Origin of the sequence: Chryseobacterium binzhouense, from assembly GCF_007474545.1 — a bacterium.
Taxonomy (GTDB): Bacteria; Bacteroidota; Bacteroidia; order Flavobacteriales; family Weeksellaceae; genus Chryseobacterium; species Chryseobacterium binzhouense.
The window spans coordinates 363,741-378,825 of sequence record NZ_VKOG01000001.1; the positions used below are offsets into that span (position 1 = coordinate 363,741).

The following is a 15,085-nucleotide window of genomic DNA, read 5'->3' on the forward strand; positions in this document are numbered from 1 at the left end:
AAAATTTAGTGTGCAAAGATACGGAATTGATAGTGAAGAACAAAAGCTCATTTTCATGAGCTTTCGTTAGTATTTATTTGATAATCATTTTTTGAATGGCTGTTCCGGTGTCAGATTTTAAATGGACAAGATAAGTTCCTGCCGGATAATCCGCTTTCAGTTCATGCATTCCCGTCTCATTTTTCAGCCTGAAGGAATCCTGCTTTTTTCCACTTATATCGTAAATGGTGATTTCCCCATTTTTAGCTTTGGTGTACATAAGCTTTGCAACACCGTTTTTCACGGGATTATCTGCAATTTGCAGAGAAAGCCTGTTCTCGGAATTTACTTCAGATGTTCCTAATGTTCCGTTTGTACTTCCCAAAATTCTAAATTCACCGGGCTGTAGTGTAATGGGAGCTATTGTTGAAGTAATATTCAATGTTGTATTATCCATCAGATTTTGCCATTGTCCGGTATAAGGGAAGTATGGAACAACATTTCTGGCGGTAATGCCGTAATTGGCAAGAACGACAATGTTTTTCAGGTTTCCTGCAGGAAGAGAATTATCATACACATAGATGCGGGTAATAAGACCATCCGGATCATTCGCAAGGTTGTTAGATTCTACCGTATACGTTTTAGATTTAAAAACCGGATGCAAATTTCTGATATTAATAATTTGTGCCCAGGTATTATAAATTGCCTTTCTGTTGACGTTTGTGTCGTATCCTAGCGTAAAAGCAATAGGTTTTTCATCAGTTCTGCAAGCGTTGTTGATAGATCCGTCCGGACATCTGTTGATGCTGAATTCATATCCAAGCTCTCCAAACTGCCAGATCATTTTAGGACCAGGAATGGTAAAAAATGCAGCTCCGAAAGTTTTCATTCTCTCTAAGGCGGTATTTAGCGTTTGCACATTATAAGTTCCGTTGGACGCTCCATAAGCCAGATTTTTAAACATTAATCTTTCCTCATCATGACTTTCACCAAATCCTACTGCGTGCATATTGGTAAATCCGTGAAGCTCATGATCCATTCTGTCATAGTTACTGTTGTCCTTATATCCCATAGTATTTTGGTTGTAAGGATCTGTCTGCTTGTTCCAAAGCATGACGCCTTTTCCTTCATTTACTCTGTAATTTGCCCACTGCTGCTCTTCTGCATCTGTTCCTAAATGTTCGAAGATGATATAAGAAGTAGGATCTGCTGCCCATTGTTTGTCTGCATAATATTTCAGAACATCTACTCTGTCCTGTTGATACGCATTGGTACAGGTTTCATCATTCGCAGAACAGTTTTGTGTAAATCCTTTGGTAAGATCCCATCGGAATCCGTCAATCTTATATTCTGAAATCCAGTGCTGTATTGTACGTTCTACGTAATATTTTGTAGCATTGCTGGAATGATTGAAATCATTGAAAACATTGTATGAATGTTTAGGAACCTGATTAAAGTAAGGATTATTTGCCGCCACATCTCCAAAACCGTCTCCATCAGGATCTATATTCCAAAGTCTTACCAAGGGCGATCTCCCTGTTGCATGATTGAATGCAATGTCTAAAATTACGGCAATTCCGTTTTGGTGACACAGATCTACAAATTCTTTGAATTTTTCCGGGGTTCCGTAAGCTTTATCTAAAGCATAATGAAAGGATGTGTTATAACCCCATGAAAGATTGCCTTCAAACTCCATTATAGGCATCAGTTCAATAGCATTGATGTTGAGATTTTTAAGATAATTAATTTTATTAATAAGTGACTGCCAGTTTTTTTCCTGTGTAAAATCTCTCAACAGCAATTCATAGATAACAAGATTTTCTTTATTAGGTTTCTGAAAAGAGGTAACCTGCCAGTTATAAGGTGTCTGTCCCGTTTTAAATGTAGAAACTTCAAAACCTTGTCCTGCAGGAAATGCCGGAAGATTAGGATAAGTAGCTGCTGAAATCCACTGGTCATCATAGGAAGACAATATTTGGGGAGAAAAAGGATCTGCTACTTTTTTCAGATCATTTGTTCTGTACTGAAATGTGTATAATTGCTGGGGTGTGAGTCCGCTTAATTCAATCCAGTATAAATCAGGGTTTGCAGTATCTCTTTTCATGAGATAAGTATCATTTACCGTCCAATTATTAAAGCTTCCGATGACATGGACGAAATTTTTATGCGGTGCGTAAAGAGCCAGACCTACTTTTGTCTGGTCTGCTGGATGATAATTAATTCCCTGTCTGATCCATGTCGGAATTGCCTGAGAAACCACATTTCTAGGAATCTGGAGCATAAATGCAGCATTTTTTGTCGTCGAACCGGAAGTAGCAACCAGTTCCATATCAGCATCTTGAGTAACAGTATAGCTGTAAACATACGAAGTAGATGGAGTAGAAGTAGAGTTTACTACAATACCATTGGCTTTTAGCTGAAAAGTTGCATTAATATTGGTGATTGCTGTAATGTTAATAGAATTTCCTGCAGCGATTGAGGTTAGGCTGTTTGCTGCCGGATTCGTCATATTCAGGTTTAATGTTCCGACATTAACCAGGTTGTCAGAAGTTTGATGTGACCCCGTTTTATTCTTCAGCAAGAATCCAAAACGCCCGATTCCTGTTCTGTTAAAAAAAGTAGTTGGAGTAAAAGTTAAAGAATAACTGTCGGAAGCTGAGTTGTAAGCCAGTCTGTTTGCCTCGCTTGAATTAGTCCAGCTTCCGTTGGTTGGGCAATCCTGGCTGTTAGCAAAGTTCTGATCCAAAGACCACGACCAGATATAGACAGCATTATTGACAACTCCCCATGCAGTTTCATCAATTTGGTTTCCCGGAACGGTTAAAGTAATTTGATCTGTTTCATTAAAAGGATTAGGTGTAATAGTGTAGCTTATTTGTCCGAATATTACGGTCATTACAAAAAGCAGTAATGCAGAATAATTTTTTTTCATATACAGGGATTTATTGTATTAATTTGGCATATTGAATGTTGAAACCATTTTTATAGCAGATTTATGTAAGTAAATTTTATTTAAGTAGTTAATTATTACGAATTTAATTTATTTTTTTTGAAATTACACTTACTTTTATATTGTTACAAACAATAAAAAACTATGCAAAGAATATCTTTTTTTTGGTAAGGCGAATATTATGTTAAACAAAAAAACCACTTAGAAAACTAAGTGGTTTTAATATATGTTGTTTTGCTTTGATAGTCCTTTTTCAGAATTCAGGTGAAAAAGAACTGACAGTCAATTAATGATGTCCGTGATCGTGACCATGGCTGTCATGAATGAAAGGACCATGACCTTTTGGAGAATTATAAATAACTTCAACTCCTTCCTGCTCTGTCAAAAGCTTGCTTCTGATTTGTTCCGGGTCGAATGGCTTTACCTTACCGAAATATTCTTTCAGACCTTCTGTTAACCACAAAGGAATAACAAATCCGAAAAACATAAAGATACACCAGAAACCTACAAGGAACATTGTAATGAAATAAACTGTCCAAAGGAACTGATAAAACGGCCAAAATGCTGATAAAATCATTTTTTATTCTTAAAGATTAGGGCAAAAATATAACATTTTTCTTTTTCAGACAAAAGATCAAAGCTGATTTTTGCTATTTATTTTAAATTTAAACTAATTAATGCGCAAGATTAGCAAAGAAATCATTTCCCTTATCGTCAGTAATGATGAATGCAGGGAAGTCTTTCACTTCAATTTTTCTTACCGCTTCCATTCCCAATTCCGGGAAATCTACCACTTCAACTGACAAAATATTGTCTTTCGCCAAAATTGCAGCAGGTCCTCCGATCGAACCAATATAGAAACCTCCGTATTTATGACAGGCATTGGTAACATCTGCCGTTCTGTTCCCTTTTGCCAACATGACCATGCTTCCGCCATGACTCTGGAATTCATCTACATAAACATCCATTCTTCCTGCCGTTGTCGGTCCGAAACTTCCCGAAGCCATTCCTTCCGGAGTTTTTGCAGGTCCTGCGTAATAAATCGGGTGATTTTTGAAATATTCAGGCATTGGTTGTCCTGCATCCAACAATTCTTTAATTTTTGCATGAGCAATATCTCTTGCAACGATCAGAGTTCCGTTTAATTTCAATCTTGTTTTGATCGGATATTTTGAAAGTTCGGCTAAAATTTCCGGCATTGGTTTATTTAAGTCGATTTCAACTGCTTCTTCTAAATGTGGAGGTGTTTCAGGTAAAAACCTTTTCGGATTTTGTTCCAGTTGCTCAAGGAAGATTCCTTCTTTTGTAATTTTTCCTTTAATATTTCGGTCTGCAGAACAGGAAACTCCCATTCCTACAGGACACGAAGCCGCATGACGAGGCAATCTGATTACTCTAACATCATGTGTTAAATATTTTCCGCCAAACTGAGCTCCGATGGCACTTTCCTGACAGATTTTCTGAACTTTAGCTTCCCATTCCAGATCTCTGAAAGCCTGCCCTGCTTCATTCCCTTCTGTAGGAAGATTGTCATAATATTTTGCAGATGCTTTTTTTACGGCAGCTAAATTTGCTTCAGCAGAAGTTCCACCAATCACCAAAGCCAGATGATAAGGCGGACAAGCTGCCGTTCCCAAATCTGAAATTCTTTCTTTTACAAAAGCTTCAAGAGACTTTTCATTTAATAAAGATTTTGTTTTCTGATACAAAAACGTTTTGTTGGCGGAACCTCCTCCTTTCGTTAAAAATAAAAATTCGTAGTAATCTCCTTTTTTAGCATAAATATCAATCTGTGCCGGGAGATTTGAACCAGAATTTTTCTCATCAAACATCGTCAACGGAACAACCTGAGAATATCTTAAATTCCTTTTTTGATACGTATTATAAATTCCTTTGCTTAAATATTCACCATCATCAACACCTGTGTAAACATTTTCACCTTTTTTACCCATCACAATCGCAGTTCCTGTATCCTGACAAGAAGGTAAAGCTCCTTCTACGGCAACTGCAGCATTCTGTAATAGATTATATGCAACAAATCTGTCATTATCAGTTGCTTCAGGATCATCAATAATTCTTCTTAAACTTCCTAAATGTGAAGAACGAAGCATGAAAGAAACATCTGCCATTGCTTCTTCAGCCAAAAGTTCAAGACCTTTTGGATCGATGGTCAAAATTTCTCTTTCTCCTAGCTTTTCAACTTTTACATAATCTGAAGTCAATTTTTTATAAACCGTATCGTCTTTTAGAATTGGGTACGGATCCTGATATTTAAATTCCATTTACTTTTTATTTTCGGTGCAAAAATACAGCTTACTCAAAAAAGCGTAATTAAAAATCATTCATTGAAATTGATATTTATAATGATTATAAATTGCGAGGTTTTTATGCATTACTTAACTTTAGAGAAACTTTAACCACAAAAGTTTTAACACATTAGTTCCTGAAGTTTAATAAATAATTTAAAAGCACACATTAGTTTGGAAACCTCTTCGAGATTTCATTTTGTGAACTGTACAGCAAAATAATTAAGCTTAAAACTTCCAACTAAATATTTTTTGTCTTTTGTGGTTAAAAAAATTAAAAAAATCTCAATCACAATGAATTACAGAATAGAAAAAGACACCATGGGTGAAGTGCAGGTTCCGGCAGATAAATTTTGGGGAGCACAAACAGAAAGATCTAGAAATAATTTTAAAATAGGTCCGGAAGGCTCAATGCCTCACGAAATTATCGAAGCTTTTGCTTATTTAAAAAAAGCCGCCGCATTTACTAATTCGGATTTGGGAGTTTTAGCTCCGGAGAAAAGAGACATGATTGCCCAGGTTTGCGATGAAATTTTAGAAGGTAAACTCAACGATCAGTTTCCTTTGGTAATTTGGCAGACTGGCTCAGGAACGCAGTCGAATATGAATGTGAATGAAGTGATTGCCAATCGGGCGCATTTCAATTCAGGAGGGAATTTAGGTGATAAAACAGAAGTTCATCCTAATGATGATGTGAACAAGTCTCAATCTTCCAATGACACTTACCCGACAGCAATGCATATTGCGGCTTATAAAAAAGTGGTTGAAACCACGATTCCTGCTGTTGAAAAACTAAGAGATACGTTAAAAGAGAAATCCGAAGCATTTAAAGAAATAGTTAAAATCGGAAGAACGCATTTAATGGATGCAACGCCTTTAACTTTAGGTCAGGAATTTTCAGGATATGTCGCCCAATTGAATTACGGCATTAAAGCTTTAAAAAATACATTACCACATCTTTCCGAGCTTGCTTTGGGAGGAACGGCGGTTGGAACCGGCTTAAATACACCTCAAGGTTATGATGTAAAAGTGGCAGAATATATTTCTAAATTCACCAATCTTCCTTTTGTAACTGCAGAAAATAAATTTGAAGCTTTGGCCGCTCACGATGCGATTGTGGAATCTCATGGTGCTTTAAAACAACTGGCAGTTTCTTTATATAAAATTGCTCAGGACATCAGATTACTGGCTTCCGGTCCACGTTCTGGAATCGGAGAAATTCACATTCCGGAAAATGAGCCCGGTTCTTCGATTATGCCCGGAAAAGTAAATCCTACTCAAAATGAAGCAATGACAATGGTTTGCGCTCAGGTTTTAGGAAATGACACCACGATTTCTTTTGCCGGAACGCAGGGAAATTATGAACTGAATGTTTTTAAGCCTGTGATGGCTTATAACTTCCTTCAATCTGCACAATTAATTGCAGATGCCTGTATTTCGTTTAATGATCATTGCGCAGTCGGAATTGAACCCAACCATGAAAGAATCAAAGAATTGGTAGATAAATCTCTAATGTTGGTAACTGCTCTGAACACGCACATCGGTTATGAAAACGCTGCAAAAATTGCAAAAACTGCACATAAAAACGGAACAACTTTAAAAGAAGAAGCTGTGAATCTTGGACTTTTAACAGCCGAACAATTCGATAAGTGGGTAAAACCTGAAGATATGGTAGGAAGTTTGAAATAATCCTAAACATAAAACAAAACACTCCGCAGAATATTCTACAGAGTGTTTTGTTTGTTAATGTTAATGTTAATTTTTATTATTCAATTCTTATACCAAATTGAATTTCGGCTATTTTGTCATATTTTGTATCAATTATTTAACCTCAGTTCGGGATAAGAAATAAATTAAATAATTGATTTATAGCATCATATTAATTTATCGCAAAGAAAAAAAAAAGATTTTTTACTTTTTGAAAATTTTAAGCTAAACAAAGGCACTTCGTTTATTGAAAAAAGACAAAAATGGTATTATTTTGATAAGTTTATCCCGAACTCAGGTTATTCAGGTAATTAACTACCATCCCAAAGTAAGTCCGAAAACCAAAGCTTTATCATTTTCAAAATATCCGTCTTTAAAGAAATTGCTGAAATCTTTTTTCACAAAAAGACTGATGTTATCGTATGAAACGGTAAACTGAGCTCCGTAAACGAAAGGGTTTACCTGATAATTGGAACGGTCTCTGATGCTCTGGCTGTCACTTTTGATGATATTATTGGTAGACATTCTTATTCCTCCGTAAGCATTTGCACCAACTCTGAATCCTTCCGAATAAGGTCTGTACTGAATGTCCATTCCTGCATTTTTCAGTTTTGAAAAATTATACTGAAATCCCAGAGGAACCATGATATAGCCGGTTCTTAACTTAGCTTTATCCAGATTTCCATCATATTTGCTTAAAATAACATCAGAATCCTGCTTTGCAAAAATCATATTGTTATCTGGTCTTACCGTTCTCCATGAAAAACCGATTCCAGAGATTAATCCCCACGGACTCGTTCTGCTGAACTGATAATTAAATTTTAAGCCAAATTCCAGATTATTGGCGTAACCTAAATTTCTGTCTAAGTCATTATCTGGTCTGTCATTCGTTAAAGTCATGATTCCGTAAGAAAAATATCCGTCAAAACTTTTTGTAGGACGAAATTTTTTCATCAGGTTTTGCTTCATTTCTTCATTTGAAGTTACATCTGAATTGAGAAGAGAATATCTTACCTGTTTCTGGATTACCTGATCCAGGTCAAAACCCAAAGCTTCAATTCTGGTGTCTATTTTTTGAGAATATTGGTCTGCAATCTGAGCTTTTTGTCTGTCAAATTCTGCTTTATCCAGATTTTTTTCCTGCAGAAACTTTAGCTCGGTTTCCATCTGTTTTTTTTCTTCCTGGATGATACCATTTATTTTCGCAGCATATTCTTCAACTTTCTCTTTTACAATCGGGCTTACTGTTGTGTCTTCTTTAGGCTGAAGATTTAAGCTCAATGCTTTTTTTTGCGCATTCATAGAGATGGCGACAAAGCACAGCATTCCTGAGATGATAAATTTCTTAATCATTTTTATTATTTTTTAAAGTTAAATTAAATAATTATTTAGCGTTGAGATCTATTTTAGCAACATTGCTACCATCTTTGGTTTTCTCAATAGCATCTTTGTGTTCTACCGAAAAAAGCAGGGTAGAAGGATCTACATATCTTTTTTTCTTGGGTGATCTTATAGAGTCAGCCTTTGCGATAATTTTTGACGGTTGACTCTGAATTATTTGTGATGCAACCTCAGTAGGGTTTTCCTTGATCAATGGAAGATCAGTATTGACAGGAATTTCTTTTTCATTTTTTAATCCGGGAGAATTTTTGATTTGAGTAAATTTTTCCTGTTTTGGTGTTACAATAGCGTTCTGAGAAAAAGTTGTTGCGGGCTGTAAAACAATATCTTCTTTTTGAGTAGATGACTTTTCTGTTTCTGCGATTTGTATTTTGGGTTCAGTTTCATTGGTTAAAAACAAAACGGTTCCTAAGCCAAACAGCAGTACAAAACAAGCAGCCAGTAAAATCGGGTTAAGATTAGATTTTTTTGAATAAGTATTTTCGGTCTGAGCCTGAATCTCTGACCATAAATCTCTTGACGGGCTGATTTCTCTGCCGGAAATCTGCTCTTTTATCTGATGATCCAAATTATTTTTATACGAGTTCATTTTTCAGTTTTTTTTGTTGTTGAAAGTAGATCTTTCTCAGTTTTTCTTTAGCTCTGAAGAGTTGCGTCTTGCTTACTGCAGTAGAAATATTCAATGTATCTGCAATTTCCTGATGGGAATATTCTTCCAGTACATAGAGATTAAAAACCATTCTGTAGGAATCCGGAAGCTGATCCAGAAGTTCCTGTGCATTAAAATCGAAAACAATTTCCTCCTCATGAATTTCCTCCAGAACAGAAGCGTGAACATCATCCAGATAAAAAACCGTTTTGTGACTTTTAATAAAATTAAGACATTCGTTCACCACTATTTTTCTCGCCCAGCCATCAAAGTTTCCTTCACCACGATAGCTTTCTATGTGTTTGAAAATTTTGCAGAAAGCTTTGATAACGCAGTCTTCTGCCTGATACAAATCACTGATGTAGCCTCTCGCCGTACCGAGATATTTTTTCACATTCTGATCATAAAATATTTTCTGGGCAGCGGGATCATGTTTTTTAAGCCGGCTCAGCAAATCTTCTTTTTTATTTCCAAACAAAAGCTTCATGGTTGTATGCTGTTTCTATATAAAAGACAGAGAAAGTTTAAAATGGTTACAGAAAACTTTGAAAAATTATTACACAACAATGTAAATAACTGATTTTCATAGTGTAAAATTTAATTTTGTTTTGCTTTTTATTTGCAGTATAAGAAAAACCGCAGCGTTACTGCGGTTTGGTTGGTTATCTTTTCAGATCTTCTTTAAGTTTTTTAGCACCGTCTTCTACTTTTTGTGCTCCTTTTGCGGCGGCATCTTTTGCATCACGGCTCACCTCCTGTACTCCTTTTTTGAGGTCTTGACCTACAGCATTAATATCCTGTTTGGCTTTCTCTGCACTGTTATCAATCTTTTGTCCGGCATTATCTACGGTATTTTTAATGTCATTTTTAGCCTGATTGATTTTTGATGAGTCTACAAGTCCGGTTGTAGTTTCAGTAGTTGTTGTGGTGGTTACAGATCCGTCAGGATTTTCAACTGTTTCGGTTTTAGTAGTGGATTCTTTGCAAGAAATAATCATTGATGTTGCTGCAAAAGCGGCTAAAATGTGTTTTTTCATTGTGTGAATTTTTTTAATGTATATAAAATTATTGATTAGGATCTTTCAACGGTTTTTCCTTCAGTTTATTTTCTTCCTCGGCTTTCTTTTTTTCTTTATCCAGCTCTTCTTTTATCCGCTTTTCTTCCTGCTGCATTTTTAAAACTTCCTTCAAAGAATCCTGGTATTTTTGCGAAGACATTCTGATTTGTCTTGCGACATCAACAGAAACAGCACCATCTGAAAAAGAATCTATCGCAGTAGTGTCATAATGTGGCTGTAATACTTCGGTACTGCTTTCTGCAAGAGGTTTGTTTTTTGAACACGCTGTCAAAAACGCTCCCAAAAGAGCTGAACCGAAAATTATTCTTTTCATGTGATAATTTCTTGTTTTTCTTATTTTCAAAAAACTAATTTATAATAAATTCAGCAATTACGGCATAATGGTCTGATAATTTTACAGAATAATCTACCTTGTAGCTTATGGCTTTAATGTTTTTAGATGTAAAAATATAGTCTAGCCTTAATGGAAATTTAAAATCATGAAATGTAGTGGAGCTCCCGCAGCCTGATTGCAGAAAAGCATCATCAAGATTTTTCCCTAAATTGTAATATTCCCAAGAATTGGGAACCGCATTGAAATCTCCAGCCAGAATTACCGGATATGGAGAATTCTCAACAGCAGTTCGTATTTTTTTAATCTGATTTTCGTGTGCCTTAAAAGTTTCTGTTAAACGGCAGAATAGTGTCAAAATACTGTGTTTTTCTTTGGAAGGATTGTCATCGTCTTTCATTCCGATCATACTTTTTGTGACTCTGAAGGGTTCCAGATATACATTCACAACACGGATTGTCTCGCCCTTTATTTCGAGATCTGCAAAAAAGGAACTTCCTTTTGACGTATCTTTCAGCAGATCCTGCTGATTCAGAATTTTATGTTTTGTCTTTAAAATTGCTGCAGGATATTTTACAAGATCTTCTCTGAAATTTCTGTTGGTATCTTTTTCCTGAACCAGAATAACATCAGCATCATGGCTTCTGATATATTTTCTGACGTTTTCCCATCCTTTGCTCCCATATTTTACATTGTAAGTGATTATTTTAACAGATTTATTTTCTGATAAATTTTCTTTAGGTGATGCAGAAATATTTATCCATCTTCGGATAGGTTGTATAAAGATGATGGTGCTCATCAAAAAAAGAAGAGCTGTTTTTTTTGCCTTAAAAAACCAGATGGTAATAAGAAGTAAATGAGTGATAATTAAATACGGAAAAAGCAGAGACAGAAAATTAAGAGATCCAAATAGACTTGGTGCAACCCATTGATTTGCCATGGTTGCCACTAAAAGCAATAGAACTAAAAAGTGAAGAACAAAAAGTAATGAAACTTTCCTCATCAGGATATATTTAATACGGCTTCCATGAATCAAAAACACAGCCAAAGCGATGCATTAAAATCATAAAATCTATTAAATTATCATTCTATTTTGAAGCTGGCAATTACAGGAAAATGGTCAGAAAGATGTACTGAGTGATCTACATAATAACTCACAGGCTGAATAGATTTTGAAGTAAAAATATAGTCTATTCTTAAAGGGTATCTGAAGTCATGAAAGCTGGTTCCGCTTCCTTTTCCGACCTCGTAAAAAGGATCTTTCAACACATCAGATATATGATAGTACTCATAGGAATTGGGAACAGCGTTGAAATCTCCGGCAACAATCACGGGATAAGGAGACTGCTCAATACTTTTTCTGATAAGCTGCACCTGCTCCTGATGGCTTTTAAAAGTAGGAATAAGCCTTTTAACCAGATCCTTCATTTTCTTTTCGTCCTCATTACCGTTCCCGTCAAGTTTTACCATATCTTTTACAACACCAAAAGATTGAAGGTGTACGTTGAAGACACGATAGGTTTTCCCATTGATTTTAAGATCAATCTGCTCACACTGAGAAGTGATATCACCATCGGAGAGATGTTCAAAAACATTTTTTCTAGCAAGAATTGTGTATTTTGAATAAAAACAAATGACAGGTAAGGTATATTCTCCTTTGAGGTTATCCAATTCATAATCAGGACCGGATTCTTGAAGAAAAACAATATCTGCCTTTTGCTCATTGATATAATCCTGAATTTCTTTTTGACCTAATTTTCCGCCTTTTGTATTGAATGTGACAATTTTCAGATTCGGAATTTCTTTTTTCTCTGATGAATAATTAAGCCATCTTTTTGCAGGATTAAAAAAAAACAATCCTAAAAACATAAAAGCAAACGCTCTTTTTTTCCAGCTGAAAATCCAGAAAAAAGTAATAAAAATGTAAAGAATAAACATTACCGGAAAGCCCAAAGACAAAAAATTGAAACCCCAGAAAGCTTTTGGCGGAATATAAGCATTCAGCAAAACTCCGAGTAAGAGAAAAAGCAATGCTAAATGTGCAATGAAAAGAAGGGTGCGGAATACTTTCACAGCGATTAATTGAATCTGTATAAATGTTTTTTCCAGATTTTGGCTAAAATATATCCGACAATAGCTCCTCCCACGTGAGCTAAATGAGCAATACCACCAACATTTCCTGTAACTCCTAAAATAACCGAACCTACAATAATGATAGGAAGCAGAATTTTTACCTTTATCGGAACCGGGATAAACATAATTCCAATTTTTGCATCAGGATAGAGTGTAGCAAATGCGGCAACCACTCCAAATATAGCTCCGGAAGCTCCAAGCATTGGAGATCTTAAGCTAATTAGAAGTTTTCTTGATAATTCAAAAATTTCTGGTGTTTTATTGTTTAAAAGAATTTGTTCTGAAAAATTTATGTCAGATTGTCTGTATATTTCAAATACATCAACGCCTAAATTTTGCAGATTAGCTGTAATCTGCTGAATTTCAATAAAATTCCAAAGGTTGAATAGGAAAAATGCTCCAAAACCACTTAAAAAATACAGAATTATATATTTATTTCTTTTTAAATTATACTCTAAAATAGGTCCAAAACTATACAAGGTAAACATATTAAAAAGGATATGCATTATTCCGCTTGGTTCTTTAAAAGGAGCATGCATAAACATATGTGTAATAATTTGCCAAGATTTAAAATTAGGTGAAAAAGGATAAAATGCAGATAGTGTATTGTATAGATCAAAAAAAACAAAATTTGCAATGATATAAACAACAATATTCAAAATGATAATATTCTTGGTGATTGGCGGTATATTATTAAACATTTACTTAAAATTTATTTTTAAAATCATTAAACGGAACTTCAAAATAGCATCTTTTTCCGTTGGGTAAAAACTCAGGAAATCCTAGAGCTGTAAAATCTTTAATGACCTGTTCCGCATCAATTTTATAGATAAAATCGAAACGTGATTTGCTCTGCATTTTGTTCCATTGGTTTTGATAATACTGCAAAAACTCGTCCTCTGTTCTGTATTCCAGAATTTCAAACAGATTTTCCAGAAATTTCATTACCTGAGATTCTTTCAGACCTTCAGGAACGGCATCTATCCTCAAAACACTCTCATGAGCAATTGTCATTTCAAAACCCAGCTCCGGAAGATATTTTTTGATGGATCTGTATTTGTTTTTTTCAATTTCATTCATGTGATATTCCAGAGAAAACAAAAGAGACTGGCTGTTGACGGCTCCTTTTTTTACTGTTTTATTATGATCTGAAACTACAAGCCTGTGCATTCTTCCCAAATCCAGCATCAAAGTACGGTCACCTTTATTGAAAAGCCAGTATCCATTCGGAAGCCTCATCAAATCCTCATCAAAATCTTCGTCTTCAAAAAGATTAATTTTTGATGGCTCCGGAGTGATGTTTTGCTGGTACATTTCCGTGAGATTGTGAATTTCGGTTTTAGAAACTGTTTTTTCTTCCAAAAAAGGATTGTAATCTCTGTCAACAATAATCTCGGGCATTTTGAAACTTGCCGAATTGCTTTTGCTTGGAAAGCTTTTCTGCATTATCTCATCAAGCTGCGGATCTCGCTCAAAATCAAGGCTTGGAGCAATATTGTAAATTCCCAGAGAGCGTTTGATAGTAGATCGAAGCAATGCAAAAATAAGGTGCTCATCTTCGAACTTCACTTCTGTTTTCTGCGGATGAATGTTGACATCTATTTTCTCAGGATCCAACTCAAGAAAAAGAAAGAAAGTCGGGATATATCCCGGCAGAAGCAAGCCTTCAAAAGCTTCCTGAACCGCTTTATTAAAATAAGGACTTTTAAAAAACCTTCCGTTAACAAAAAGAAACTGTTCGCCGCGTGTTTTTTTGGCCCCTTCAGGTTTAGCAACGAAACCGTGAAGCTGACACCATACAATATCTTCTTTAATAGGAATGAGCTGAGGCTGAAGTTTTCTTCCGAAAATATCAACAATTCTCTGCATCTGGGTTCCTTTTCTGAGTCTGAAGACAGGCTCATCATCATGAAACAGGCAAAACTCTAAATTTTCGTGAGCCAGTGCCACCCTTTGGAACTCATCAATAACGTGACGAAATTCAATATTGTTATTCTTGAGAAACTTTCTCCTTGCAGGAACATTGTAAAATAAATTTTTAACCAAAAAATTGGATCCTTCTGCGGTCTGTATCGGCTCCTGAAACTGAAAGACTCCGCCTTCAATGTAGATATTGGTTCCCAAAGGGGCTTCATGACGTTTTGTTTTCAGCTCCACCTGTGCAACAGCAGCAATGGAAGCCAGAGCTTCGCCGCGGAATCCTTTGGTGGCGATTTTGAAAATATCTTCAGTTCCTCTTATTTTAGATGTAGCGTGTCGCTCAAAAGCCATTCTTGCATCAGTTTCAGACATTCCTTTTCCGTCATCCACTACCTGAATAAGGTTTTTCCCGGCATCACGTACAATCAGCTCAATTTTTGTGGCTCCTGCATCAATAGAGTTTTCCAGAAGCTCTTTTACAATAGATGCGGGCCGCTGAACGACTTCACCTGCTGCAATCTGGTTGGCTACATGATCGGGTAAAAGCTGAATAATATCTGACATACATGAATAATGAACTTACAAAAATAGGTAAAGCAATTAAGATTTAAAATAATAATCCACTGAATT

13 protein-coding genes are annotated in these 15,085 nt (G+C 35.6%); 1 reads left to right on the top strand and 12 read right to left on the bottom strand.

The window, feature by feature from the left end; genetic code table 11:
- Window positions 1-73 precede the first annotated feature (73 nt).
- From FNE73_RS01755 to FNE73_RS01765, 3 genes are all read right to left on the bottom strand, one after another.
- Window positions 74-2,911: an alpha-amylase family glycosyl hydrolase gene (locus tag FNE73_RS01755; protein ID WP_143883067.1), complete on the bottom strand. Its 2,838-nt coding sequence runs from the start codon at window positions 2,909-2,911 to the stop codon at window positions 74-76.
- 304 nt (window positions 2,912-3,215) lie between these two features.
- Entirely contained in the window at window positions 3,216-3,506 is a 291-nt protein-coding gene (locus FNE73_RS01760) for a hypothetical protein (protein WP_130914491.1), read from the bottom strand.
- A 97-nt stretch (window positions 3,507-3,603) separates the two neighbouring features.
- A complete protein-coding gene (locus tag FNE73_RS01765) occupies window positions 3,604-5,211 on the bottom strand; it encodes a fumarate hydratase (protein ID WP_143883068.1) in 1,608 nt (535 codons plus the stop codon).
- 318 nt (window positions 5,212-5,529) lie between these two features.
- Between FNE73_RS01765 and fumC the strand changes: the two genes are divergently transcribed.
- Window positions 5,530-6,924, top strand: a complete 1,395-nt coding sequence (fumC, locus tag FNE73_RS01770) for a class II fumarate hydratase (RefSeq protein ID WP_143883069.1) — start codon at window positions 5,530-5,532, stop codon at window positions 6,922-6,924.
- Between the two features lie 333 nt (window positions 6,925-7,257).
- Here fumC and FNE73_RS01775 read toward each other — a convergent pair whose 3' ends face one another.
- The 9 genes from FNE73_RS01775 to mutL form a co-directional block, all read right to left on the bottom strand.
- Window positions 7,258-8,295, bottom strand: coding sequence for an outer membrane beta-barrel protein (locus FNE73_RS01775; protein ID WP_143883070.1), 1,038 nt, complete (start codon window positions 8,293-8,295; stop codon window positions 7,258-7,260).
- 31 nt (window positions 8,296-8,326) lie between these two features.
- Entirely contained in the window at window positions 8,327-8,932 is a 606-nt protein-coding gene (locus tag FNE73_RS01780) for a hypothetical protein (RefSeq protein WP_143883071.1), read from the bottom strand.
- Window positions 8,919-9,479, bottom strand: a complete 561-nt coding sequence (locus FNE73_RS01785; RefSeq protein WP_143883072.1) for an RNA polymerase sigma factor — start codon at window positions 9,477-9,479, stop codon at window positions 8,919-8,921. The genes FNE73_RS01780 and FNE73_RS01785 overlap by 14 nt, the downstream gene beginning before the upstream one ends.
- A 175-nt stretch (window positions 9,480-9,654) precedes the next feature.
- A complete protein-coding gene (locus tag FNE73_RS01790; RefSeq protein ID WP_143883073.1) occupies window positions 9,655-10,029 on the bottom strand; it encodes a hypothetical protein in 375 nt (124 codons plus the stop codon).
- Window positions 10,030-10,057: 28 nt separating this feature from the next.
- Window positions 10,058-10,384, bottom strand: a complete 327-nt coding sequence (locus FNE73_RS01795) for a hypothetical protein (protein ID WP_143883074.1) — start codon at window positions 10,382-10,384, stop codon at window positions 10,058-10,060.
- 34 nt (window positions 10,385-10,418) lie between these two features.
- The gene (locus FNE73_RS01800) at window positions 10,419-11,405 is read right to left on the bottom strand and encodes an endonuclease/exonuclease/phosphatase family protein (protein WP_143883075.1); all 987 of its coding nucleotides are present in this window, start codon (window positions 11,403-11,405) and stop codon (window positions 10,419-10,421) included.
- A gap of 80 nt (window positions 11,406-11,485) precedes the next feature.
- Entirely contained in the window at window positions 11,486-12,475 is a 990-nt protein-coding gene (locus FNE73_RS01805; protein ID WP_143883076.1) for an endonuclease/exonuclease/phosphatase family protein, read from the bottom strand.
- A 5-nt stretch (window positions 12,476-12,480) separates the two neighbouring features.
- Window positions 12,481-13,236: a rhomboid family intramembrane serine protease gene (locus tag FNE73_RS01810; protein ID WP_143883077.1), complete on the bottom strand. Its 756-nt coding sequence runs from the start codon at window positions 13,234-13,236 to the stop codon at window positions 12,481-12,483.
- 4 nt (window positions 13,237-13,240) lie between these two features.
- Complete coding sequence (gene mutL / locus FNE73_RS01815; RefSeq protein WP_143883078.1) at window positions 13,241-15,019, bottom strand: DNA mismatch repair endonuclease MutL; 1,779 nt, start codon at window positions 15,017-15,019, stop codon at window positions 13,241-13,243.
- Window positions 15,020-15,085 lie beyond the last annotated feature (66 nt).

Bases quoted from the DNA above. Each gene is read 5' to 3' on its own strand.
- FNE73_RS01795 (WP_143883074.1), bottom strand. From the start codon at position 10,384: ATGAAAAGAATAATTTTCGGTTCAGCTCTTTTGGGAGCGTTTTTGACA.
- FNE73_RS01755 (WP_143883067.1), bottom strand. From the start codon at position 2,911: ATGAAAAAAAATTATTCTGCATTACTGCTTTTTGTAATGACCGTAATA.
- FNE73_RS01775 (WP_143883070.1), bottom strand. From the start codon at position 8,295: ATGATTAAGAAATTTATCATCTCAGGAATGCTGTGCTTTGTCGCCATC.
- FNE73_RS01760 (WP_130914491.1), bottom strand. From the start codon at position 3,506: ATGATTTTATCAGCATTTTGGCCGTTTTATCAGTTCCTTTGGACAGTT.
- FNE73_RS01810 (WP_143883077.1), bottom strand. From the start codon at position 13,236: ATGTTTAATAATATACCGCCAATCACCAAGAATATTATCATTTTGAAT.
- mutL (WP_143883078.1), bottom strand. From the start codon at position 15,019: ATGTCAGATATTATTCAGCTTTTACCCGATCATGTAGCCAACCAGATT.
- FNE73_RS01780 (WP_143883071.1), bottom strand. From the start codon at position 8,932: ATGAACTCGTATAAAAATAATTTGGATCATCAGATAAAAGAGCAGATT.
- FNE73_RS01790 (WP_143883073.1), bottom strand. From the start codon at position 10,029: ATGAAAAAACACATTTTAGCCGCTTTTGCAGCAACATCAATGATTATT.
- fumC (WP_143883069.1), top strand. From the start codon at position 5,530: ATGAATTACAGAATAGAAAAAGACACCATGGGTGAAGTGCAGGTTCCG.
- FNE73_RS01765 (WP_143883068.1), bottom strand. From the start codon at position 5,211: ATGGAATTTAAATATCAGGATCCGTACCCAATTCTAAAAGACGATACG.
- FNE73_RS01785 (WP_143883072.1), bottom strand. From the start codon at position 9,479: ATGAAGCTTTTGTTTGGAAATAAAAAAGAAGATTTGCTGAGCCGGCTT.
- FNE73_RS01800 (WP_143883075.1), bottom strand. From the start codon at position 11,405: ATGAGGAAAGTTTCATTACTTTTTGTTCTTCACTTTTTAGTTCTATTG.